A 23,366-nucleotide genomic window follows, 5' to 3' on the forward strand; every position below is an offset into this window, starting at 1 on the left:
CCGAATTTATATCTATCCCATCCTTTCGCCCGGTTCACTGTTACTCTTTTTTTTATCTGTCAGTTCTTATACCGTGCCCGGTTCGCACATTTTTTTACTGCCTGTGAGAAATACATCACCTTGGCTGAATTAATACACGTTTCCAGCTCGTCACGTTCTTCTTTATTTAAATTCATCCCGGAAACCTGCGCAAACAGCGCCGGCAATTCATGCTGACCGGGGTCTTTCAGTGCTGACTGCAGAATAATAATACCGGCCATCACCAGCATAATCACCACCGCACATACCGCAACGATCCATTGTATTACCCGCACATGTATTGCCCGCACTGCCTTCTCCTTTTGCTGACAGATAAAAAAATCCGGCGGTGTCAGAAATAACAGCCGCCGGATAAGTATGATTTGCAGGGATGCTCAGCAGAACTCAGATAGCATCTTCATCCTGTTCCCCGGTACGGATCCGGACAACCTGTGCCACATCGAACACAAAGATTTTACCGTCACCGATTTTGCCGGTCTGCGCCGTCTGCATAATGGTTTCCACGCAGGTTTCCAGAATGTCATCGGCGACAACAATTTCAATTTTCACCTTCGGCAGAAAATCCACCATATATTCCGCGCCGCGGTACAGTTCGGTATGCCCTTTCTGACGACCGAACCCCTTCACCTCTGTTACGGTCATCCCAGTGATCCCGACTTCAGCCAGGGCTTCGCGGACATCATCGAGTTTAAACGGCTTAATAATTGCCTCAATCTTTTTCATTGTCAGATCCTGTTACCAATTTTTGCGGCCAAACCCGGATGTAATCGGGTAACGGCGATCTTTGCCAAAGTTCCGGGCGGTAATGCGCGGTCCTACCGGTGACTGGCGGCGTTTGTATTCATTAATATCCACCAGCCGGATAACCTTGCGGACCACCGCTTCATCAAACCCGGCGGCGATCAATTCATCGGCGGACATGTCTTTTTCAACATACCCGGCCAGCAGAGCGTCAAGGATGTCATACGGCGGCAGACTGTCCTGATCCAGCTGACCCGGCGCCAGTTCTGCTGACGGCGGACGGGTAATAACCCGCTCCGGAATCGCCGGAGAGAGTGTGTTGCGGTATCTTGCCAGCTCAAACACCATGGTTTTCGGCACATCTTTCAGGACATTAAAGCCCCCGGCCATATCCCCGTACAGTGTGGAGTAACCGACAGCGCACTCGCTTTTATTACTGGTGGTCAGCACAATGCGGCGGCGCTTATTAGACATTGCCATCAGGATCACAGCACGGCAGCGGGCCTGTAAATTCTCTTCGGTGGTATCGGCCGGTGTTCCGGCGAATTTCGGCGCCAGTTCGTGCATAAAGGCGTCAAACATCGGCTCAATCGACACCACATCAAATTCCACCCCCAGCAGCTCTGCCTGCTCACGGGCATCGTGGATGCTGATATCGGAGGTGTAGCGGAACGGCATCATCACCGCCTGCACTTTATCTCTGCCCAGTGCATCCGCGGCAATCGCAACGGTCAGGCCGGAGTCTATCCCGCCGGACAGACCCAGCAGCGCCCCCTGAAAACCGTTTTTGCGGACATAATCCCGTGTCGCCAGCACCAGCCCCTGATAAACCTGAGCCAGAACAGACAATGACGGTGCCGGATCCGCCATCGGCGTGATCGTTAAATCCGTAAACTGACACTGCGCGATTTGCTCTGAAAACGCCGCAAGACGATGCGTTACACTGCCATCTGCGGCGAAAACTGCAGAATCACCATCAAAAATCAGCTCATCCTGGCCGCCGACCTGGTTGAGATAGACCAGCGGCAGCCCGGTACGGCGGCAGTGCGCCTGTATCAGTACATCCCGGGTATCAATTTTATCAGTGGAATACGGTGACGCATTCAGTGTCAGAATGATTTCCGCACCCGCCGCTTTCAGGGCATCCACCGGGCCGTCAGTCCAGATATCCTCACAAATGAGTAACCCGAGGCGATAACCGCGAAAATCGATTACACAGGTTTCTGTCCCTGCCGTAAACCAGCGTTTTTCATCAAACACACCGTAGTTCGGCAGTTCCTGTTTGAAATAGCGTGCGCGGAGTGCCCCTTTCTCAAAGAACGAGAGGGCATTATAGATGTGACCGTTTTCCTGCCACGGGTGCCCCACCAGCACAGCACAGTCACCGCTGGCCTGTTGGATCAGGGTGAGGCTCTGCACTATCCGCTGATGAAAATCAGGACGGAAAACCAGGTCTTCCGGTGAATACCCGGACAATGCCAGTTCTGAAAACATGACCAGATCAGCCCCTGCCGCCCGCTGTTCCGCCATGGTTTTCAGAATACGTTCACCATTGCCTTCGATATCTCCGACCAGAAAATTCAGTTGGGCCAGGGCGATATTAAGTGTACGACGCATAAAATCCTGTTCTCCCGGGATAGATCTCACCGTATGTAAAAATTAATAATAAAACAGCTAATAATGAAGATGATAGCAAAATGTGCCGGTTCGCACCGATTCTTTGCTTATTCTTTAAAGTCGGCCGCATCCAGCTCATGCCGGGACAGTAATTTATAGAACTCTGTCCGGTTACGCCCCGCCAGACGGGCTGCATTGGTCACGTTACCTTTGGTCATCTGGAGAAGTTTGCGTAAATAGTTGAGTTCAAACTGGTTACGGGCTTCCGCAAAGGTCGGCAATGCCGTGTTTTCCCCTTCCAGCGCCTGTGTCACCAGCGCCTCACTGATCACCGGTACGGTAGACAGCGCCACGCACTGCTCGATAACGTTCAGCAGCTGACGGACGTTGCCCGGCCAGCTCGCGCCCATCAGGCATTTCATGGCATCCGGAGAGAAGCTGCGGACAAACGGCTTATGTTTTTTCGCCGCTTCGCGCAGAATATGATTGGCCAGCAGCGGGATATCTTCCGCCCGCTCATGGAGTGTCGGAATTTTCAGGTTAACCACATTGAGGCGGTAGTAGAGATCTTCACGGAATTCGTGTTTTTCCATCGCCTTGGGTAAATCGCGGTGTGTCGCGGAAATGACGCGGACATCAATATCAATGTCGCGGTTACTGCCGAGCGGGCGCACTTTGCGCTCCTGGAGAACACGCAGCAGCTTGACCTGCAGCGGCATCGGCATATCCCCGATTTCGTCGAGGAACAGTGTGCCGCTCTCTGCCGCCTGAAACAGCCCTTCCCGGCTGCTCACCGCACCGGTAAAAGCCCCTTTGGCATGACCGAACAGCTCTGATTCCAGCAGCTGTTCCGGCAGCGCGCCGCAGTTAATGGCAATAAAGGGCTTTTTCGCTCTCGGGCTGGCTTTGTGAATGGCCTGTGCCAGTACCTCTTTCCCGGTACCGCTCTGGCCGTTGATCAGCACACTGACATCGGATTGCGCCACCATACGCGCCTGTTCCAGCAGACGCAGCATCAGCGGACTGCGGGTCACAATGCTCTCACACCAGGATTCATCACTGACCGTGGTGGTGGAGAGGGCCAGCGCATCGTCAATCGCTTTATATAACGCATCGCGATCCACCGGTTTGGTCAGAAAGCTGAACACCCCCTCACGGGTGGCAGCCACCGCATCCGGAATGGAGCCATGGGCCGTCAGGATGATCACCGGCATACCGGAATGGGTTTTCTGGATCTCGGCAAACAGTGCCATACCGTCCATTTCATCCATCCTCAGGTCGCTGATAACCAGATCGATTTTTTCTTTATTGAGTACCTTCAGCGCGTCAGGGCCGCTTTCTGCCGTTGATACCCGGAAACCTTCACTGCTCAGGCGCATGCCCAGCAGTTTCAGTAAGCCCGGATCATCATCAACCAATAATAAGTTTGCGCTGCGGCGTACTGTCATGCCGGGGTTACTCCTTTTTATCCTGTGCCGGTTTGGTTTCTGCGGCTTTCGGTTCTGCCGGTTTAGTTTCTGCCGGTTTAACATCAGCAGGTTTAGCTTCTGCCGGTTTGGCTTCCGCCGGTTTAACATCAGCAGGTTTGGCTTCCGCCGGTTTCGGCTCTGCCGTACCTGCCGCCTCTTCTAATGCCTCGCGGCGCTCTTCGAGGGTACTTTCCAGTTCCGTATCCGCTTTGGTCGGTTGTTTACGACCGGCCAGCTGGCGCTCGATGTTGCTCAGGTTTTCCAGCTTGCGGGTGGTATTCTGCAGTTCAAACTGCAGCCGGGCATTGACCGCACGCAGCTGATCAATCCGGCCGTCAGTATCACTCTGCAGGCGGCGGTAACGCTGGCGTTCATCACTCAGTGTAATCGCCTGTTTCAGCTGAGCACGCCACAGGGTCATCAGCGGGCGCAGTGATACCGGGAACCCGGTACTGTAAGTATTCAGGGTCTCAAGCACCTTACGTTTATCACTGGCCGGGCTGCCGGTGTTATTGAGTAAAATACTCTGGCGCAGCGCGGAATCCCAACTGTCCGGGGTGATTTTTCCCGCCATAATGCGGGCCGTATCACTGCTGAGCAAATCAGCGCAATCCATCATCCGCAGCCAGTAAAGCGCATTTTCTGTCGCAGCCGCAGAGTTGAGTTCCCAGATAGCGTGACAATCCGCAATCCGGTAATCTGTTGTCCGCTCCTGCGGCAGGACGACAGACGCCAGCGCGGAAAGATCCGGCGGCGTTGCGGTTTTTACACAACCGGCCAGCAACAGCGGGACGGCGGCAATCAGGGACTTAAATGTCATTTTCAAATTAATGCTGACCTGTTATTCCAGTAAGGTGTGGAACGGAAGCTGAATACGGAAGCACACATCCGCACCTTCAGAACCGACTAATATCAGTTCGCCGCCCATCCGGTTAATACAATCCCGGGCAATACTCAGCCCCAGCCCGCTGCCTTTGACCGCACCTTTGCGCTGCAGCGAACCCTGGTAGAACGGTTCGAAGATCATTTCCTGTTCTTCTTCCGGGATCGGTGTGCCGGTATTGGCGACATCTATCTGTATATGCTGACCGGCTTTCCGGCTGGTTATCCGGATCTTACCCGATTCAGCGCCATAGTGTACCGCATTTGAGTAGAGATTATCGAGTACACGTGTTAATAAGACCGGTTCAGCCCAGACACTGGTTTCATCCAGCCCGACTTCCGTCGTGATTTCTTTGCTTCTCGCCGGTAAGCTGTGGGCGCTGACCACCTCGTGTACTACCGTATCGAGATTAACCCATTTGGCTTCTGTCGGGCTGTCCACCAGGGTGCGGTTATACTCCAGCAGCTGTTCAATCAGTACCTGTAAATGGCGGCTGCTTTCACTCAGTATTGATACCACCTCTTTCTGATCCGCCGTCAGCGGTCCCGCCACTTCATCTGCCAGCAGTTCAGTACCTTCCCGCATACTGGCCAGCGGTGTTTTCAGTTCATGGGAAATATGGCGCAAAAATTCGTGACGCTGAGATTCCAGCCAGTCAAGACGCTCACTCAGCCAGACAATCCGCAGTGCCAGCGAACGCAGTTCTCTCGGGCCGTTAAAATTATCAAGGCGCTGTATCAGGTTGCGCCCTTCTCCCAGACGGTTAACCATCCGTTCAATCACCTTCACCGGTCCGATAATCATACGGGTAAACAGAATAATCAGTCCGGTGCTCAGAACAAATACCAGCAGGCTCTGCCAGCCGAATGACTGGCCTTTGCGCGCGATAGCATTCTGGAGTTCCTCACCGCGCCGGAAATTCGCCTCACGGATAGCCTGTACCAGATCAGCATTACTGCGGGCAAAGGCTTCCAGGTGGGTGGTCATGGCGGCAACCGGCTCACCATTTTCACACTGCAGGACAGATAACTGTCCGAGGCTGGCGGCGATATCATCAGTATAGCGCGGATCGGGGGTGGATTGCTTCTGGCGGACGAGATAGTCCTCATAGCGGAGATACTGTTTGTGCCAGACATTTTTCAGGGTTTCATTTCCCAGCACACAGTACTGACGATAGCTGCGCTCCATTTCCAGCGCCAGGCTCGACATTTCCTCACTGCGCCGCGCATCCTGTACGGTTGAGATACTGATTTGCGCCGCCTGATTACTCAGCTCATCAAGACTCTGATACGCCTGCCACGCCAGTCCCAGCAACGGCAGCAATACCAGACAGAATGCCACCACGACCAGCTGACGCAGCGAACGCGGAAATAATCGCCATTTTTTCAAGATTGTCATCTCTTAACCTGTTGTCATGTGCATGATGCTAACCGGTTCCGGGATAAGAGAAAAGTCTCAGCATGCATCAGTGCGAAAAAGAGAACAGAAAAGACGCAGGGAAGGTATAAAATGATGACGGGACGACAGTTTCCTGCCGTCCCGTCAGTGAGATTAAGGTGGTGCCTCACTCAACGTGTCGCCCTGTGTCTGATAAAGCTTGCGCAGTTATCGGTATTAACGGACGGTAGGCACCTTACTCTGGCATCATTCCCGGGCTTATGTGGCATGTTTCCGCCTTATTGCGGGCCGACATAAAAAATTGAATGAGCAACTGAAGAAGATATTGCAACTGCCGTGCCAATTTTGGAAAATAAAAATCAACCCATTGTTATTAAAAGATAAATATTTTTAAAAACAGCTTTACTCTTTTCAGGATACGGTCATGGTCACATAAGAATCCGGTTTTGCCCCTATTTTATGAAAAACCGTCTCTGATTTGCGACAGTCTTTTTTGTTCTTTTTTATCTCTTTATATATCAATCAGTTAAATGTCCCCTTTTAACGACACTCACAAACCCTGTTGTCGCTTTTCTGTGACACACCGGATGTTTTTTCGGCAAACAGATAAAAAAACGGCGGGGATAACCCCGCCGCCACGATGATAACTGAATGAAAAATCAGCCGAATTGTTTACGGGCATTGCGGAAGATCCGCAGCCACGGTCCGTCCTCGCCCCAGTTTTCCGGATGCCATGAGTTGCTGACCGTACGGAAGACACGCTCCGGATGCGGCATCATAATGGTCGCGCGTCCGTCATCGGTGGTGACTGCCGTGATACCGGCCGGAGAACCGTTCGGGTTGGCCGGATAGCGTTCAGTGACCTGCCCGTAGTTATCCACATATTGCAGCGCCACCAGGCCGCGTTCCGTCAGCGCCTGCTGATGTGCCGCATCACGGAATTCCGCCAGCCCTTCGCCGTGAGACACCGCAATCGGCATCCGCGAACCGGCCATGCCGCTCAGCAGCAGTGACGGGCTTTGTGCCACTTCAACCAGACTGAAACGCGCTTCAAAACGTTCAGAGCGGTTACGGGTAAAGCGCGGCCATAAATCCGCCCCCGGGATCAGATCCCGCAGGTTTGACATCATCTGACAGCCGTTACAGACCCCGAGCGATAAGGTGTCCGGACGTGCAAAGAACTGTGCAAATTCATCCCGTACCTGCGGATTAAACAGAATCGATTTCGCCCAGCCTTCACCGGCACCCAGCACATCCCCGTAAGAGAAGCCGCCGCAGGCAACCAGCGCCTGAAAATTGTCCAGCGGAAGGTGCCCGTTCAGCAGATCACTCATATGCACATCAATAGCATCAAAACCGGCACGGTGGAAAGCCGCCGCCATTTCCACATGGGAGTTAACCCCCTGCTCACGCAGCACCGCAACACGCGGACGCACGCCTTTTGCAATATACGGCGCAGCGATATCCTCATTCTGATCGAACGTCAGTACCACGTTGAGGCCCGGGTCTGTCAGATCCTGTTTCGCTTCGTGCTCTTCATCGGCACAGGCCGGGTTATCACGCTGACGCTGCATCTGCCAGGTGGTTTCTGCCCACATGATCCGCAGTTCACGGCAGGACTGGTGATAGACTTCCGTATTATGGCTGCGGATAATAAAATCGTCCCCCGGCACGGCTTCACCGAGAACATGCAGCATATCTGCCAGACCCGCATCGGTGAAGGCCTGCACTACGCCATCCAGATCCGTTTCACGCACCTGGAGCACGGCACCCGGCTCTTCGGTAAACAGTGCGCCGAGAATATCCTCATCAAATGCACTGATATCCGCATTCACACCGCAATGTCCGGCAAACGCCATTTCCGCCAGGGTGACAAACAGACCGCCGTCCGAGCGGTCATGATACGCCAGCAGTTTTTCATCCCGTACCAGCGTCTGCATGGTATCAAAGAATGCACGCAGCGCCTGCGGATTACGCAGATCTGCCCCTTTCTGTCCCAGCTGACGATACACCTGAGCCAGCGCAGTCGCCCCGAGGGTATTACGGCCTTCCCCCAGATCCACCAACAGCAGACGGTTCGCCACATCGCTCCGCAGTTGCGGAGTCACTGTCCGGCGCACATCATCCACGCGGGCAAATGCGGTGATCACCAGCGACAGCGGCGAGGTCATCTCACGCTCTTCGCCCTGCTCATTCCAGCGGGTTTTCATCGACATCGAGTCTTTACCGACCGGGATAGTCAGGCCGAGCGCCGGACATAACTCCTCACCCACCGCTTTTACCGCCGCATATAACCCGGCATCTTCGCCCGGATGCCCGGCGGCAGCCATCCAGTTAGCGGATAATTTAATCCGTTTAATATCACCAATCTGAACACCGGCAATATTCAGCAATGCTTCCGCCACCGCCATCCGCGCTGACGCGGCAAAATCAAGCAGTGCGACCGGCGCACGTTCACCGATGGACATGGCCTCGCCGTAATAACTGTCGAGGCTGGCAGTGGTCACCGCGCAATCCGCCACCGGGATCTGCCACGGACCGACCATCTGATCGCGGGAAACCATGCCGGTCACCGTGCGGTCACCAATGGTGATCAGGAAGGTTTTTTCCGCCACCGCCGGTAAGTGCAGCACACGTTTTACCGCTTCATGCAGATTGATATCACGGCGGTCAATCGGTGTCCCTTCCGCCGTCAGTGTGGTGACATCGCGGCGCATTTTCGGGGTTTTCCCCAGCAGGATATCCAGCGGCATATCAATCGGCTGATTATCAAAATGGCGGTCATTCAGGATCAGGTCACGTTTTTCTGTCGCCTCACCAATCACCGCATACGGCGCGCGCTCACGCTGACAGAGTGCTTCAAACAGCGGCAGCTGCGCCGGCGAGACTGCCAGCACATAACGTTCCTGGGATTCGTTACACCAGATTTCCAGCGGGCTCATGCCCGGCTCGTCACTGAGAATATCACGCAGCTCAAAACGTCCGCCGCGCCCGCCGTCACTGACCAGCTCCGGCATGGCGTTGGAGAGGCCGCCGGCGCCGACATCGTGGATAAACAGAATCGGGTTGTTATCCCCCAGTTGCCAGCAGGCGTCGATCACTTCCTGACAACGGCGTTCCATTTCCGGGTTATCGCGCTGCACAGAGGCAAAATCCAGATCCGCATCCGACTGACCGGATGTCATGGAGGAAGCCGCACCACCGCCCAGGCCGATATTCATCGACGGGCCGCCCAATACAATCAGTTTCGCGCCCGGCGGGATCTCCCCTTTCTGTACGTGGTCAGCACGGATATTGCCGATACCGCCCGCCAGCATAATCGGTTTATGGTAACCGCGCAGTTCCTCGCCGTTGTGGCTGCTGACTTTCTCTTCATAGGTCCGGAAATAGCCGAGCAGTGCCGGACGGCCGAATTCGTTATTAAATGCCGCGCCGCCGAGCGGGCCTTCGGTCATGATGTCATAGGCGCTGACAATGCGATCCGGTCTGCCGAAATCCTGCTCCCACGGCTGGGTAAAACCCGGGATGCGCAGGTTTGAGACAGAAAACCCGGTTAATCCCGCTTTCGGTTTGGCACCGCGCCCGGTCGCACCTTCGTCACGGATTTCACCGCCGGAGCCGGTTGCCGCGCCCGGCCACGGGGAAATGGCGGTCGGGTGGTTGTGGGTTTCCACTTTCATCAGGATATGGGTCTCTTCCTGATGATACTGATAGCTGCGCGCTTCCCCTTCAGGGAAGAAACGCCCGGCAGACGAGCCTTCCATCACTGCCGCGTTATCTTTATAGGCGGACAGCACATGATCCGGGGTCTTCTCAAAGGTGTTTTTAATCATTTTGAACAGGGATTTCGGCTGTTCTTCGCCGTCAATCACCCAGTCGGCATTAAAAATCTTGTGGCGGCAGTGTTCAGAGTTTGCCTGGGCAAACATATAGAGTTCCGCATCGGACGGATTACGACCGAGTCTGGTGAATGCATCCGCCAGATAATCGATTTCATCTTCCGCCAGCGCCAGCCCCAGCGAAATATTGGCTTTTTCCAGTGCCGCGCGTCCCTGACCGGACAGATCGATCACGGTCAGCGGTGCCGGTTCATGACGGGCAAACAGCGCCTGAGCCTGTGACAGCTCACTGAACACCGTTTCTGTCATGCGGTCATGCAGCAGCACACTCAGCTGCTGACGTTCATTCTCTGTCAGCCCTGTGGCAGTAATATAGTAGGCGATCCCCCGTTCCAGCCGGGTAACGGCTGACAGACCGCAGTTATGCGCGATATCCGTGGCTTTCGATGACCAGGGAGACAGTGTCCCCGGGCGCGGCGTGACAAGAAACAGGATCCCTTCCGGCGCATGTTCCGCCAGCGACGGACCGTAGCGGAGCAGCTGCTGCAATTTGGTGTGCTCATCGTCGGTCAGCGGTGCGGAAAGATCAGCAAAATGCACATATTCCGCATAGATGTTGGTCACCGGCAGGTGGTATTCAGTGAACGCGCTGATAAATTTTGATACGCGAAACGCAGATAACACAGGTGAGCCACGCAAAATTTCCATAGTTGTCAGTTCTCTCTTTTTAACACGCAGAGCCATCGGCCCGGAGGGGAAACGGGCACATTATAGAGCAATACTGACGCCGACGAAACCGTTTGCGTGACGTTTTTTCCCGGCGGGATTTTTCCCGGATTTCAGCCCCTGAAAACGGAATAAAGTTGCACAGCGACAAAATGTTGAGCAAAATGTCCGATTACTGGAAATATAACCATGGTAATTTATGCCTCAGAATGCATTTTTTTGTGTAACCGGTGAGACACGCCTTTGGTACATAAAAAACTAAATTATGTCGTCATCGTCGTCGTCGCGCTGTTCGCTGCGGCGCTGATCGCTATCAATATCAGCTGGCCATCACAGCAGCCGCAGCTCAACCGTATTCTCGCGCGGGGGGAACTGCGTGTCAGCGCGATGGCATCACCGCTTATCAGCTTTAATAAGCAGGGACAGGCCAGCGGGTTTGATTACGAACTGGCACAGCGTTTCGCGGACTATCTCGGTGTAAAACTGGTGGTGCGGGAACGCAGCGGCGTTAATGATCTGTTCAGCGACCTTGACAATAACGATGCCGACCTGCTCGCTGCCGGGCTTATCTATAATGAAGACCGCCTGGACACTGCGCTGAGCGGCCCGACTTACTACACCGTGGCACAGCAGCTTCTCTACCGCATGGGTAACAAACGTCCGCGGGATTTGGGCGATCTCGGCTCCCCGGTCTGGGTCACGGCCGGCAGTGCTCACGCCCGGCTGCTCCGCCAGCTTAAAGCAGATAAATATCCGGATCTGGACATCCGTGAGGTTACCGATAAAAACAGCAGCCACCTTCTCCAGCGGCTGGCAAAAGGTGAGATTGATTATGTCGTCAGTGACTCCGTCAGCGTGGCACAGGAGCAGCATATTCACCCGAATGTCACGGTCGCCTTTGAGATCACGGAAAATCAGCCGCTGACCTGGTATCTGAAACGCAGCGAAGACAGCAGCCTGAACGCCGCCCTGCTCGATTTTTTCAACCAGACACGGGAAACCGACACTCTGGCACGCCTGGAAGAGAAGTATTTCAGCCACATGAACCAGTTTAATTATGTGGATACCAAAACCTTTATTAATGCCATCAATACCCAGCTGGCCACTTACCGCCCGCTGTTTGAAAAGTACGCCGGAAAAATGGACTGGCAGATCCTGGCGGCGATTGCCTGGCAGGAATCACACTGGAACCCGACCGCCACCTCACCGACCGGCGTGCGCGGCATTATGATGCTGACACGACCAACTGCGGATTTCTTCGGGATTGAGGATCGCCTTGACCCCGAACAGAGCATCAAGGGCGGCGGGACGTATATTAATTATCTGATGGATAAACTGCCGGACTCTATCCCGGAAGATGAAAAAATCTGGTTTGCCCTGGCGGCTTATAATATGGGCTACGGCCATATGCTGGATGTCCGCAAACTGACCGAAATGCAGGGGGCGAACCCGGACAGCTGGCTGGATGTGAAATCCCGTCTGCCGCTGCTGAGCAAAAAAGCCTATTATCAGTCTCTGCCATACGGCTATGCGCGCGGTCATGAAGCTTACCGCTATGTGGAAGGGGTACGCCGTTACCAGCTCAGTTTGCAGGGCTATCTCGATTTACATCAGGAAGAACTGCGGTTACAGCAGCCGCAGGAAGAAACGGCAGAGATTCTGACCTCTGCCGCACCATACTGATCACTCACCTTCTGTCTGCGGATTGTCCGTATTCTGTTTTTTCAGGTCTTTTTTCTCCGCACGGCGGCGGCGGAAAAATTCACTGAGCATTGCCGAACACGCCTCCCCCAGCACGCCTCCCGTCACTTCCATATAATGATTGAGACGCGGTAAGGTCAGCAAATCAATAAATGACCCCGCAGCACCGGTTTTGGGCTCTGCCGCGCCGTACACCAGACGTTTGATCCGGCTGTGGATCAGTGCTCCGGCACACATCATGCAGGGTTCAAGGGTGACATACAGTGTGGCATCGGTCAGCCGGTAATTTTCCAGCACCGCTCCGGCCCCGCGCAGCGTGACAATTTCAGCGTGGGCCGTCGGGTCATGGCTGAGGATCGGCTGATTAAAGCCCCCTGCAATGCGCTGATTATCTTTCACCAGCACCGCCCCGACCGGGATCTCCCCCGCCAGTGCGGCCTCTTCCGCCAGCGCCAGCGCCTGCCTCATCCAGAATTCATCATTATTATAAAGTGTTGTACTGTCAGTCACGTGAATACCTGCTTGTTTAAAATCAGGCACAGTATAGCGTCACTTTTAGCAGACAGGCAGTGTCTTTACGCCGTAAACAGCGCCAGTTTGGCGGCAAACCCCATGAAAAACAGCCCGATGGTACTGTTACCCGCTTTTGCCGCCTGTTTTTTGTGGCGGAAAAACTGCGATAACTTCGTGCCGCTGTAAATTAAAAAGGAAAGATACAAAAAGCTGACCGTTTCCAGAATCAGCGCCAGTACGCCATAGCTCACCGCCGGATGGGTATAATTAAAATCAATAAACTGGATAAAGAAAGAGACATAAAACAGAATTGCTTTCGGGTTTGTCAGGCTCAGGATCAGCGCTTTATTAAAGGCATTTTCCGCTTTCAGCGGTTTATCCTCATGACGCCCCTTCTTCTGCATAAACGTGGCATAGAGGATTTTCAGTCCCAGATACAATAAATACGCGGCACCGAGGTAACGCACGGCGGTAAATAATGCCGGGGAGGCTTTAATCACTGAGGCCACCCCCAGAAATGACAACATGATCAGTACCGCATCACCGGTAAATACGCCCAGCGCAGCCTGGTAACCTTTTTTGTATCCGAATGTCGCGCTGGATTTAAGGACATACAGTGAGTTCGGCCCCGGCACAAGGATAATAAAAATAACACCGATAATATAAGTACCGATATTCAGTATGCCCAGATTTTCAAACATAACGCCTCCGTGGTGTGTGCCTATTTACAGCTGTTTTTTATTATTTTGTGTTCAGATTAATAAATCACAAAATACACGCCACGGATATACCCTCTCTGTTATAAGGTTATTTTCCCGTTTTCCTGCGGCATTTTGCGGCGGCGGGGATAAAATATCAGGATAAATATCCATACTGCCGATAATGCTGCGCCTGCCATTGCCAGATTAAACCCGCCCGCAAAGGCTTCATAAACCGCATTCTGCACTGCGTTTGTCAGTTCTCCGCTCTGTACGCCGGTGATAAGCTGCTCTGCTGACGGCAGCTGACGGTGCTGCGCAATACTGACCGCCCGCTGTATCATCAGGGTGCCGAGCAGTGCTACTCCCAGCGTCATACCGGTCTGGCGCATCATATTCAGTGTCGCCGAGGCCACGCCGGAACGCGCCGGGTCAGCGGCATGCATAATCAGCGCCCCGGTGGCGGGAATCGATAACCCCATGCCGGTGCCGAGCATAAACAGCATCAGCCCTGTCAGCGGATATGGCGTATACGGTGTCAGCAGAGCCATCAGCCCGCAGGATGCCGCGGTCAGCAGCAGGCCGGTACCGAGGATCAGCCGGATACTCAGTTTGCGGGCGATCCGCCCGAAAGAGAATGCAAACAGCGCCATGGCGATAAATTCCGGCGACATCCGCCATCCTGCTTCAAGGGCATTCCAGCCCTGTGCTTTCTGTAAAAACAGGGCAATAAAAAACACATTAGTGTAGGCCGCAAAACCAATCACAAACGAGGCCAGATTATAGTGCAGATACTCGCGGCGTCTGAAATCCGCCAGCGGCAGAAGCGGTTTTGCCACCCGGCTTTCGGTGTACAGAAATAACAGAAGAAAAATAATTCCGCCGGTGACAGTGAACAGCGTCAGCGGATGCAGCCAGCCGTGAGTACCCGCTTCCGTCAGTCCGTACGTCACGCAACCCAGCGCCGCAATACTCAGCAGTTGCCCGGCAGGATCAAACGCTGCTTTTTCCGGGTCGGCACTTTCGCGGATGCCGTATTGCCCGAGCAAAAACGTAATTATACCGACCGGAATATTGATCAGAAAAATACCTTCCCAGCCGGTGGTGTGCACCAGCACGCCGCCGAGGATCGGCCCGGTAATCAGTGACAGCGCACTGACCGATGACCAGATACCAATCACACGGATACGCTGCTGATTATCCGCAAAGGTATGTGTGATCAGCGACAATGCGCCGGGGATCAGCAGCGCCGCCGCGATTCCCTGTACCACCCGCCCCGCCAGTAACAGCGGCAGCGTGTCCGCCAGGGCGCAAAGCAATGAGCCGAGGGTAAAAATCAGCACACCCGCCAGCCACATCTTTTTGCGCCCGTAACGGTCACTCAGCGGCCCGGCGGACAGGATAAGGGCAGATAAACACAAGGCATAAGCATCTATCAGCCACTGCAATGACACCATCGGTGCATCCAAATCATGCTGAATGGCCGGCAGTGCCACATTCACAATGCTGATATCCAGTGTTGCCATAAAAGTACCCAGGCAAATCGCGGTGGTAACGGCAAAATAACGAAGTCTGTTCATCGTGTTCTCCTTTCATAACAGCAGAATATACATTGACCGACCGACAGTCAATCGAAATGAGAGCGTATTTCATTTGCGTGTTTTTTTCGCCTTCATATCCCGGAAATGGCATAATCAGGGTTTTCCGTTATACAAGGCGCATTTATGACTCAGTCAGCAGAACACAAACCCCGTTTTAAACCTGCCGATGTCCGGATCAATGAACTGATGGATGCCGCCGAATCACTGTTTCTCGAAAAGGGATTTGATGCCACTACAGTCAGTGACATTGTGGCGCGGGCCGGTGTCGCCAAAGGAACCTATTACCACTATTTTGCCGCCAAACCGGATATTTACGAGGCATTGCGCCACCGTTATATGGACTGGTTTCTGTCACAGACGCAGCAGGCGATGGATGCCTGTGCGGCGGGTGATGCGGATGCCAGACTGGCCGCCTGGTGTGACCGGTCTGTCACCGCCTATACGGAGAAACAGGAACTGCATGATGTCCTGTTCCATCAGGGGTTTCACCAGCAGGGCAATGACCATGAAAACGCCGTGCTGAATCAGCTGCTTGCCCTGATTGCGGAAGGTGAGAAGCACAGTCACTGGCGGGTGGCACATCCGGATATCACGGCAATGATTATTTATCACGGTATGCATGCGGCGGTGGATACCCTGCCGCAATCCGGACAGTACACCGCACAGACGCTGGGCGGCGTGCTGTATGAACAGTTTCTGCGCTTTCTGAAAGCCTGATCTGCTCTGATAAAAAAAGCCCGGTCGCAGCCGGGCTTTTCACACTCTGTTGTTTATACAGATAAAAATCAGCGTAATGTTTCATCCGCACGCAGAGTTAACACTTCATAGCCGGTCGCGGTCACCAGAATGGTGTGCTCGGACTGCGCGGATAATTTTTTATCCCGCGTCACCACTGTCCAGCCATCTTTTTTGGTTTTAATTTTCGCGCCGCCCTGGTTAATCATCGGCTCGATGGTAAAGGTCATCCCCTCTTTCAGTTCCGTCCCTTTACCGCGCACACCATAGTGCAGCACCTGCGGGGCTTCATGCATCTCACGGCCGATGCCGTGACCGCAATACTCACGCACTACGCTGTAGCCGCGTGACTCGGCATAATGCTGAATAGCAGAGCCGATATCGCCCAGCGTCGCGCCCGGTTTCACCTGCTGAATACCTTCCCACATGGCATCATAGGTGGTTTTCACCAGTTTACGTGCCAGCGGGGATGCTTCCGGCATGACATACATTTTACTGGAATCGGCAATAAAGCCGTTCTTCTCCAGTGTGATATCCACATTAATGATATCTTTGTCTTTCACCAGTTCGTCCGCTTTCGGAACACCGTGGCACACCACTTCATTCAGCGAGGTATTCAGCACATACTGAAATCCGTACTGCCCTTTACTGGCAGGGCGTGACTGAAGGGTATTCACAATATAATCTTCAACTTTGTCATTAATCGCCAGCGTGGACACACCCGGTTTAATGAAATCATCCAGCATGGCAAAAACGCTTGCCAGCAGACGGCCTGATTCCCGCATCAGCGCAATTTCTTCCGGTGTTTTTATAACGATACTACTCATGCTGTTCTCCTTTCCGGCTGACAGATTCTTTTTCCAGCATTTCGCTGACAAGCATTGTGAAGGTTTTATCCGGATTCATTTCAGCCTGCATTCCGATTTTGATCCAGAATTCTGCCTGAGCATTGATAGAGCGCGACATGACTGTACTCGCCCGGCGCAGATATTCATGTAATTCATCGGAGATTTTAACAATACCCACGTGAAATCCTTAACTGATAAACCATATATAAAACAGATATGGTTCATATAGTAGACCTCCCGCAAACGGGAATCAATCGCATCCTGATAAATCAGCATATTCTGTCAATCAGAAGAGCAATAGCCCCATTCCCCGTTTCACCCGATCCAGCGTCTGCTGTGTCACTTCCCGCGCTTTTTCTGTTCCGCTGCGGATCACAGAGAGCAGATAAGGCTTATCCGCCATCAGCCGCGCCCGCTCCTCACGGATCGGTGCCAGCAGTGTCTGCAGGCATTCGTTCAGCACCGACTTACACTCTCTGTCACCTAACCCGCCTGCCTGATAACGTGCTTTCATCTCAGCAACCAGGGCTATATCCGGATGAAACGCATCAAGATACGCAAACACCACATTGCCCTCAATCCGGCCGGGATCAGATACCCGCAGATGATGCGGATCGGTAAACATAGCATTGACGGCGCGCGTCAGTTCATCGGCACTGACAGAGAGATTAATGGCATTACCCAGTGATTTGGACATCTTACCGTTACCATCAATCCCCGGCAGGCGGCCGGTTTTACCGACTTCAGCACGACAATGAACCAGTAATTCCTGTCCGGTAATATGATTGATTTTGCTGACAATCTCATTGGTTTGTTCAATCATCGGCAGTTGATCTTCCCCGACCGGCACCAGATCAGCTTTAAACGCAGTGATATCCGCCGCCTGGCTGACCGGATAAATCAGAAATCCGGCCGGCAGTGTACGGGAGAACTGCTTCTGAATGATTTCCTGTTTAACCGTCGGATTCCGCTCCAGCCGGGATACGGTCACCAGATTGAGATACAGCAGTGTCAGTTCAGCCAGTGCGGGCAGCGCCGATTGCAGACAAATCACAGAACGGGCGGGATCGATGCCTGCCGCCAGATAATCCGCCGCCACATCATAAAAATAACGGTTTACGTTTTCCGGTTGCGCGCCGTTATCCGTCAGTCCCTGCATATCCGCCATCAGAATATACTGCACGGCAGAATGCTGAAGTCTGACCCGCTGTTGCAGCGAGCCGGTATAGTGCCCGAGGTGCAGCGGCCCGGTGATACGGTCACCGGTCAGAATAACGGATTGCGTGTGATGAGCAGACATACGATTTCCTCTTTTATTATGATCAGAGGCCGCCGGGGTGAATGCAATATGTCTGAAATGAAATCGCCGCACTCCGGCGGCGATTTTTGCAATTAAAACTGAATAACAAAAACGGCGCCGCACGTTGTGCGCCACCAGCAAGTATTGAGTGATAAACAGACTGCCATTTTATTATTCATCATGCTGACAATGTACAACCTTTATGGTTTATTACCACTCTTTTTTTGGCTGCGACGGACAGATGATCTTTCTGAACGCGAATAAGGCAATCACATGATTTCGGCTTCGATGCAATCAGGGTAGTTTGTCAATCTGGATATCACTGAGTCATAGGGCAAGTAAATATGTCTTTAGTTATAGGTAACGGTTGCTTTCCGTGTATTATTGATACTTATAAAGTCCTAGATGTATTTAATAATACTGCGCCCCCTACCCTGAGTATCTGGGAGAAAATTAAGGAGTTTTTCTGCCGTACTCATCAGACAGAGGCAATGTCATACCTTCATAAATTATGCCATCCTGATCCTGCCACAACCCAAGCTGAAACAAAGGAACTCTTCGAAAAATTACGTGAGTTGGCTTATCCCGGCTTTAAGGATTATTTTTCAATTGATGAAGTTGAAGAAGCTAAAGAAGCTGAAGAAGCTGAAGAAGCTGATGACGTTAATGAAGATAATAAAATTCTTAATTTACGTATTACGAGTACTGAAGGTTACAACCTGCTGACAATACGTATTAAAAATAACTATTTTGTTGAGTGGAAAGACAATATTCATTATCTTTATCCGCTCCGTCAGTCAGCCTGAATTTAATTATGGTTTCCATAGCGGACCGGCTTAAAACATGCCCGGTTTCATATCACGTTCAGCATGCCGTACAATCGCTATCGCGTTACGCGCTACCGTCAGGAGATTCACATAAATACATCTGCTATTACACTGACAGACACGATGACCGGGGAATACCCTTTTATTTACATATGTTATTCTTTGTCAGCGCAGTCCGGATAAAAATGACAAATCATGACAATAAATCAGTTTTCTTTCATTGAGTTACCGTCTTTATCCGGTAGAATCAGTCAGTGAAAATACATTATGATTTATCACCTTCTGCCGGAGAATGTTTATCGGATCAGACTAACGTTATATTAAGGGGAATATATGTTTTTACTGACACTCGGATTTATTATCTTATCCTGTCTGTTTGCCACCGTCATGAGCCCGAAATGGGATGATTAAATGAACGCAGCATTATCTCTCTGAACGCCTTTCAGTATTATACCAACACTGAAAGGCGTTTTATTTACGATGTTGTACAATACCGTAGTCTCCCTTACCTTCCCGGCAAAACACACTTTTTGACCAATCATTTTTTGACTAATTCATATAACTTAACTATCTTAGACATGTTACCAAGCTGAAAGTAACACCTGACGCCTCTGAACCGGTTTCGTTTGTTCAGAGGCTTTTTTTATTTCCTGCAGAAAATTCTGATTAACACCTTTCAATACATTGTATTTACTGAATAAATTACACCATGGCACATACACCCTGCCTGATGTAAACCACTACGTGCAAATACTAAAAATAACCACGGATACATTTTTATACTGTACATATTCCAGATAGTGGTTATATTGATAAGCAGTTTTAATTAATTGATATTCACATTACTGACCTGCTCCTGACTGTGCAGGGACGCTTTCTGACATTATTTACCCGCATACTGACCTGTGCGGGTATTTTTTATTCCCCGGACGATGGGCTGCAGCAGGATTTTTTACCTGTCAGTGCGGCTTCCTGTACCGGCGGACAAGCGACCGTGCCGTAAGAACAAAAGACGCAGCAGTCTCCCGTCAGCGGTTTTAATAATGTATGACAGTGTCCGCATTCATAGAACCACTGACAGGCATTCACCGGCATGGTTTCTGTTTTTTCTGATCCGCAGACCGGACAACGCAACGTCGACTGCAATTCAATTGCTGCTGAATTTTCCATTTTTTATACCCCTGATTTTAATGTGACATCGTATAAAATAACATATTTCCTCCGGGCACAAAAAAGCCACCGAAGTGGCTGCCGCTGACGGCTTCACATGCGACATACCGGTTTACAGATAACGCGGTGATATGTGCATTTGTATACTCTATACTCTTTAAGTCTGAATCAGGAAATCCTTTTTTAATGTCATAAAAAACGGAAGACGACCGCTATATCCCGGTATTCATGTTAATTAATCTGTCGTCTTTTTTCTTATTCCCGCTGATACCATCCTTCTTATTGCATTATAATATGTTGATACAACCTGTCTGATTTTCATTATTGTTATATTAGATTTCATTAACAATGGATATTGTCACTATTTTAGCCTGTCTTTATTATCTTATATTCATAAAATCAGAATAATAACCCAAAATATCAAGCGAGTGATTTTTAACCAAACTCAATAAAAAATACCGAACGCTATGAATACTAACGATTATTTACTACTTCACTAATATACTACTTATTTATTACACTTCAGTCATTTATATTGTACCCACATTACGACTATTGCATTAGCAATTACCGTGCGTAGAATATACATCGTCGTCACACAGACAGATTATTTATATTAGCTAGGCATGATACATTAATTATATTACTTTATTCTCATTATTCCGGGATCCACTTTTTTATCTGTTTATAAGGTTCTTATTTATGCCCGTTAATAACAAACGAAATTCCGCTGTCATTAATCAGGCAGCTGGTGCAGTTATTCGATCATTGCGGAAAGAAAAAAATTTGTCAGGCTATGATTTAGGCTGTTTAACCGGATTGAGCCAGCAGCAAATTTCCCGCTATGAGCGTGGCAGCAACCATCTGACACTAAACCTGCTCATTGCAATATTGCTTGCTCTGGATACAACACCAGAGGATTTCTTATACCAGATGAACATTCATTGTGGTTTTACTGACAGTAAAAATATGCTGTCAATTTTCAAAAAGAAACGTTCATCATTTAATGATGATGATGAAACTGTATTCTACAGCTGATATTTACCACTTAATATCGGAAATATTATATTTGTTGTATTAATCTTCAATATAATCAAACGAAAATCGGTGACAATAATACTATCTTATTCATTGAAAATAACTAATGAATATTCAGTCACAAATACAATTTTATTTTTTATTACTATCCGACAGGAATTCAATAACCGCTCAATGGGTAACTCCGTGACGCTGAACAGAACACCAATAGCATCCCGTTCGGTGCCATTGCCACCCTGCCCGACAATAATGCCGGTGAGACGATCTCCGGCATTATAACATCGTGTATTATTCACACAGACGAAGGTGTGTGTGTCAATACATCCCTTTATTTTCTCGCTGAAGAACAAAAATAAATTCCGGCTATAATGAATACACCACTCAAAAAATGATAACTGTGTAATTTTTCACTGAGGAAAAGAACACCAAAGAAACCGCCACTCAGCGGGATCAGGTGAGAGAAGATCTCCCCTCTTGTTGCGCCGATAGTCAGTATGCCTTTATTCCACAGCAGATATGAGAGCCATGACGGAAAAATAACCAGATAGGCAAGCCCGGAGATAAACAGCGGTGAGGCATAATTGCCTGTATTACTGATCTGAACATCATGTAAGAACAGATAAATAATCAGTATCGGTAACATCATCAGACTGCCGGTCACCGAGCTGATAGCCACAAAGGCATTACCGTTTACCTCACGGGGTTTCAGTCTCAGGAAAGCACAATACAATGCCCAGCTGATAGCAGATCCCAGTGCCCACAAATCCCCTTTATTTAAATGACTGATGACTTTTGTAAAATTAAGGTCACCTTTGAATATCAGATAAATCACACCTAACGTACTCAGTAATACGCCGATATAATTTTTCCTCTGAATTTTTTCTTTAAATATCAGCGCATTAATTAGTAAAACAAGGGAGGGTGTCGCTGACATATAAATAGCGGCATTAAGCGCCGTGGTATATTGCAAACCGATATACAGCGTGACCGGGAATAAAACCTGTCCGCATAATGACAGAAACAGGATTATCCCTTTTGCCTTTTTCATAAACGCCCACTGCTGTTTAACCTGACTGAAATACAGCGTCATCAGCAAAACGGCCGTCACCAGCCAGCGCAGCTGCGATAAAATCACCGGGTCAGCTTCAGATACCAAAAGATGCCCGACAACATAGTTCCCGCCCCAGAAACACGCCGCCAGCGTTAAGAATAAATAAGGCATATCCCGCTCCAGCCTGGTCAATATTTATCCGACCGTAACATGATGCCCCCGGAGCAGGCTTGTTATTTATCAAAATAGTTATGGATTTTAAAATAATTTTTAAGATGTATGACTCAGAGTGCGGGGCCGGTTATCACTGCTGCGGTTACAGACATAATGCAGAGTCCGTTCAGCCGGGGTAAAGCATCTATCTGCATCTCTCGGAATAATCCACTTGCGCATGAATTTTTGAAAAGGCAGGATGTTAATCCTAAACTAAATTGATAACGAAATATCGATTCAGGCTAAAAATTCATCAATGGCAGATCGGGTATTCAACAAAAAACCAGTCAAGAAGTAAAAATATCAGTAAAACAAAGCATTGCCGCTATCCTGTGTTGCGACCCGAAAAATTAAAAAAGGTAACAGAATACTACCACCACTATCTGATTGATATTTATCAAAAAAAATACACATTCGGAAAAAATAATATATATAGAACGATAGAATCCCGGTTTTATCGTACTGTTATTTTTTAATATCCGAAATATAATATCGCTTATCGCCCGATAACTTCATCCCCTTCCTCTTTACCCGCCAATACTGCCCTATTCTGTTTGCAGAATTTGTCTGAAAATCGTTTTTCATCATGAAAAATGTTTCCATTTATTAATAAACCGAATTTATGCAATATACATAAGCACATGCTAAAATTTCTGCGTTTTTTTTATAAATTAAAAAATACACATATAATTATTTATGATTTCATTAGCAAATGTAAAATAATATTTCGTCATTTAAACAGAGACTTTCTCTCACAGGGCTGTTTAATTTTCACTCAGTGCAATTATCGTACAGTTACAGCATTGATTATTTAATATGCTTCAATTGCCTTCTCTATAATTTTCTTTATTTTCAATCACCCTCTGATTAACTACTATTCATATGAGTAATTAATAAAAGATTTTACTAATTAAAAACGCAATTAATTTAACATTTGTATATCACTTGACTAACACACC

19 protein-coding genes are annotated in these 23,366 nt (G+C 50.0%); 4 read left to right on the forward strand and 15 right to left on the reverse strand.

Annotated features, from left to right (window positions below; genetic code table 11):
* Positions 1 to 59: 59 nt before the first annotated feature.
* From N7387_RS01295 to purL, 7 genes are all read right to left on the reverse strand, one after another.
* The gene (locus N7387_RS01295) at positions 60 to 329 is read right to left on the reverse strand and encodes a hypothetical protein (protein WP_279796200.1); all 270 of its coding nucleotides are present in this window, start codon (positions 327 to 329) and stop codon (positions 60 to 62) included.
* A gap of 94 nt (positions 330 to 423) precedes the next feature.
* Positions 424 to 762 (reverse strand): nitrogen regulatory protein P-II, encoded by a 339-nt coding sequence (glnB, locus tag N7387_RS01300; RefSeq protein WP_004236946.1) that lies wholly within the window; start codon positions 760 to 762, stop codon positions 424 to 426.
* 12 nt (positions 763 to 774) lie between these two features.
* Positions 775 to 2,397, reverse strand: a complete 1,623-nt coding sequence (locus N7387_RS01305; RefSeq protein ID WP_279796201.1) for an NAD+ synthase — start codon at positions 2,395 to 2,397, stop codon at positions 775 to 777.
* A 107-nt stretch (positions 2,398 to 2,504) separates the two neighbouring features.
* On the reverse strand, positions 2,505 to 3,845 hold the full coding sequence (gene glrR / locus N7387_RS01310) for a two-component system response regulator GlrR (RefSeq protein ID WP_262858836.1): 1,341 nt from the start codon (positions 3,843 to 3,845) through the stop codon (positions 2,505 to 2,507).
* Positions 3,846 to 3,852: 7 nt separating this feature from the next.
* Entirely contained in the window at positions 3,853 to 4,686 is an 834-nt protein-coding gene (gene qseG, locus N7387_RS01315; RefSeq protein ID WP_262882090.1) for a two-component system QseEF-associated lipoprotein QseG, read from the reverse strand.
* Positions 4,687 to 4,707: 21 nt separating this feature from the next.
* A complete protein-coding gene (locus N7387_RS01320; protein WP_276023025.1) occupies positions 4,708 to 6,147 on the reverse strand; it encodes a HAMP domain-containing sensor histidine kinase in 1,440 nt (479 codons plus the stop codon).
* 659 nt (positions 6,148 to 6,806) lie between these two features.
* The gene (gene purL, locus N7387_RS01325; protein WP_279796203.1) at positions 6,807 to 10,694 is read right to left on the reverse strand and encodes a phosphoribosylformylglycinamidine synthase; all 3,888 of its coding nucleotides are present in this window, start codon (positions 10,692 to 10,694) and stop codon (positions 6,807 to 6,809) included.
* 261 nt (positions 10,695 to 10,955) lie between these two features.
* On the opposite strand from purL, the gene mltF reads away from it, so the two are divergent.
* The gene (gene mltF, locus N7387_RS01330) at positions 10,956 to 12,395 is read left to right on the forward strand and encodes a membrane-bound lytic murein transglycosylase MltF (RefSeq protein WP_025152085.1); all 1,440 of its coding nucleotides are present in this window, start codon (positions 10,956 to 10,958) and stop codon (positions 12,393 to 12,395) included.
* Here mltF and tadA read toward each other — a convergent pair whose 3' ends face one another.
* The 3 genes from tadA to N7387_RS01345 form a co-directional block, all read right to left on the reverse strand.
* Positions 12,396 to 12,923: a tRNA adenosine(34) deaminase TadA gene (gene tadA, locus N7387_RS01335; protein ID WP_279796204.1), complete on the reverse strand. Its 528-nt coding sequence runs from the start codon at positions 12,921 to 12,923 to the stop codon at positions 12,396 to 12,398.
* Positions 12,924 to 12,988: 65 nt separating this feature from the next.
* Positions 12,989 to 13,627 (reverse strand): leucine efflux protein LeuE, encoded by a 639-nt coding sequence (gene leuE / locus N7387_RS01340; RefSeq protein WP_025152083.1) that lies wholly within the window; start codon positions 13,625 to 13,627, stop codon positions 12,989 to 12,991.
* A 98-nt stretch (positions 13,628 to 13,725) separates the two neighbouring features.
* Positions 13,726 to 15,204 (reverse strand): MFS transporter, encoded by a 1,479-nt coding sequence (locus N7387_RS01345; RefSeq protein ID WP_279796205.1) that lies wholly within the window; start codon positions 15,202 to 15,204, stop codon positions 13,726 to 13,728.
* Positions 15,205 to 15,348: 144 nt separating this feature from the next.
* Here N7387_RS01345 and N7387_RS01350 point away from each other — a divergent pair, with 144 nt between their 5' ends.
* Positions 15,349 to 15,942, forward strand: coding sequence for a TetR/AcrR family transcriptional regulator (locus N7387_RS01350; RefSeq protein WP_108657410.1), 594 nt, complete (start codon positions 15,349 to 15,351; stop codon positions 15,940 to 15,942).
* A 68-nt stretch (positions 15,943 to 16,010) separates the two neighbouring features.
* On the opposite strand, the gene map is transcribed toward N7387_RS01350, so the two are convergent.
* The 3 genes from map to trpS form a co-directional block, all read right to left on the reverse strand.
* The gene (gene map / locus N7387_RS01355) at positions 16,011 to 16,787 is read right to left on the reverse strand and encodes a type I methionyl aminopeptidase (protein ID WP_262860900.1); all 777 of its coding nucleotides are present in this window, start codon (positions 16,785 to 16,787) and stop codon (positions 16,011 to 16,013) included.
* Entirely contained in the window at positions 16,780 to 16,986 is a 207-nt protein-coding gene (locus tag N7387_RS01360) for a ParD-like family protein (protein ID WP_004241949.1), read from the reverse strand. The genes map and N7387_RS01360 overlap by 8 nt, the downstream gene beginning before the upstream one ends.
* 108 nt (positions 16,987 to 17,094) lie before the next feature.
* Positions 17,095 to 18,108: a tryptophan--tRNA ligase gene (gene trpS, locus N7387_RS01365; protein ID WP_279796207.1), complete on the reverse strand. Its 1,014-nt coding sequence runs from the start codon at positions 18,106 to 18,108 to the stop codon at positions 17,095 to 17,097.
* A gap of 344 nt (positions 18,109 to 18,452) precedes the next feature.
* On the opposite strand from trpS, the gene N7387_RS01370 reads away from it, so the two are divergent.
* Positions 18,453 to 18,914 carry a hypothetical protein gene (locus tag N7387_RS01370; RefSeq protein WP_279796208.1) on the forward strand — a complete coding sequence of 154 codons (462 nt, stop codon included), beginning with the start codon at positions 18,453 to 18,455 and terminating at the stop codon, positions 18,912 to 18,914.
* Positions 18,915 to 19,853: 939 nt separating this feature from the next.
* On the opposite strand, the gene N7387_RS01375 is transcribed toward N7387_RS01370, so the two are convergent.
* Complete coding sequence (locus N7387_RS01375; protein ID WP_262860903.1) at positions 19,854 to 20,105, reverse strand: GDCCVxC domain-containing (seleno)protein; 252 nt, start codon at positions 20,103 to 20,105, stop codon at positions 19,854 to 19,856.
* A gap of 702 nt (positions 20,106 to 20,807) precedes the next feature.
* On the opposite strand from N7387_RS01375, the gene N7387_RS01380 reads away from it, so the two are divergent.
* Positions 20,808 to 21,143, forward strand: a complete 336-nt coding sequence (locus N7387_RS01380; RefSeq protein WP_279796210.1) for a helix-turn-helix transcriptional regulator — start codon at positions 20,808 to 20,810, stop codon at positions 21,141 to 21,143.
* A 328-nt stretch (positions 21,144 to 21,471) separates the two neighbouring features.
* On the opposite strand, the gene N7387_RS01385 is transcribed toward N7387_RS01380, so the two are convergent.
* Positions 21,472 to 22,365 (reverse strand): DMT family transporter, encoded by an 894-nt coding sequence (locus N7387_RS01385; RefSeq protein WP_262882099.1) that lies wholly within the window; start codon positions 22,363 to 22,365, stop codon positions 21,472 to 21,474.
* Between the last annotated feature and the right edge of the window lie 1,001 nt (positions 22,366 to 23,366).

The organism is Morganella sp. GD04133, from assembly GCF_029835375.1.
Lineage (GTDB): Bacteria > Pseudomonadota > Gammaproteobacteria > Enterobacterales > Enterobacteriaceae > Morganella > Morganella morganii_B.

Coding starts and splice junctions, on each gene's coding strand:
- glnB (WP_004236946.1), bottom strand. CDS start 762: ATGAAAAAGATTGAGGCAATTATTAAGCCGTTTAAACTCGATGATGTC.
- N7387_RS01305 (WP_279796201.1), bottom strand. CDS start 2,397: ATGCGTCGTACACTTAATATCGCCCTGGCCCAACTGAATTTTCTGGTC.
- glrR (WP_262858836.1), bottom strand. CDS start 3,845: ATGACAGTACGCCGCAGCGCAAACTTATTATTGGTTGATGATGATCCG.
- qseG (WP_262882090.1), bottom strand. CDS start 4,686: ATGACATTTAAGTCCCTGATTGCCGCCGTCCCGCTGTTGCTGGCCGGT.
- N7387_RS01320 (WP_276023025.1), bottom strand. CDS start 6,147: ATGACAATCTTGAAAAAATGGCGATTATTTCCGCGTTCGCTGCGTCAG.
- purL (WP_279796203.1), bottom strand. CDS start 10,694: ATGGAAATTTTGCGTGGCTCACCTGTGTTATCTGCGTTTCGCGTATCA.
- leuE (WP_025152083.1), bottom strand. CDS start 13,627: ATGTTTGAAAATCTGGGCATACTGAATATCGGTACTTATATTATCGGT.
- N7387_RS01345 (WP_279796205.1), bottom strand. CDS start 15,204: ATGAACAGACTTCGTTATTTTGCCGTTACCACCGCGATTTGCCTGGGT.
- N7387_RS01350 (WP_108657410.1), top strand. CDS start 15,349: ATGACTCAGTCAGCAGAACACAAACCCCGTTTTAAACCTGCCGATGTC.
- map (WP_262860900.1), bottom strand. CDS start 16,787: ATGAGTAGTATCGTTATAAAAACACCGGAAGAAATTGCGCTGATGCGG.
- trpS (WP_279796207.1), bottom strand. CDS start 18,108: ATGTCTGCTCATCACACGCAATCCGTTATTCTGACCGGTGACCGTATC.
- N7387_RS01370 (WP_279796208.1), top strand. CDS start 18,453: ATGTCTTTAGTTATAGGTAACGGTTGCTTTCCGTGTATTATTGATACT.
- N7387_RS01375 (WP_262860903.1), bottom strand. CDS start 20,105: ATGGAAAATTCAGCAGCAATTGAATTGCAGTCGACGTTGCGTTGTCCG.
- N7387_RS01380 (WP_279796210.1), top strand. CDS start 20,808: ATGCCCGTTAATAACAAACGAAATTCCGCTGTCATTAATCAGGCAGCT.
- N7387_RS01385 (WP_262882099.1), bottom strand. CDS start 22,365: ATGCCTTATTTATTCTTAACGCTGGCGGCGTGTTTCTGGGGCGGGAAC.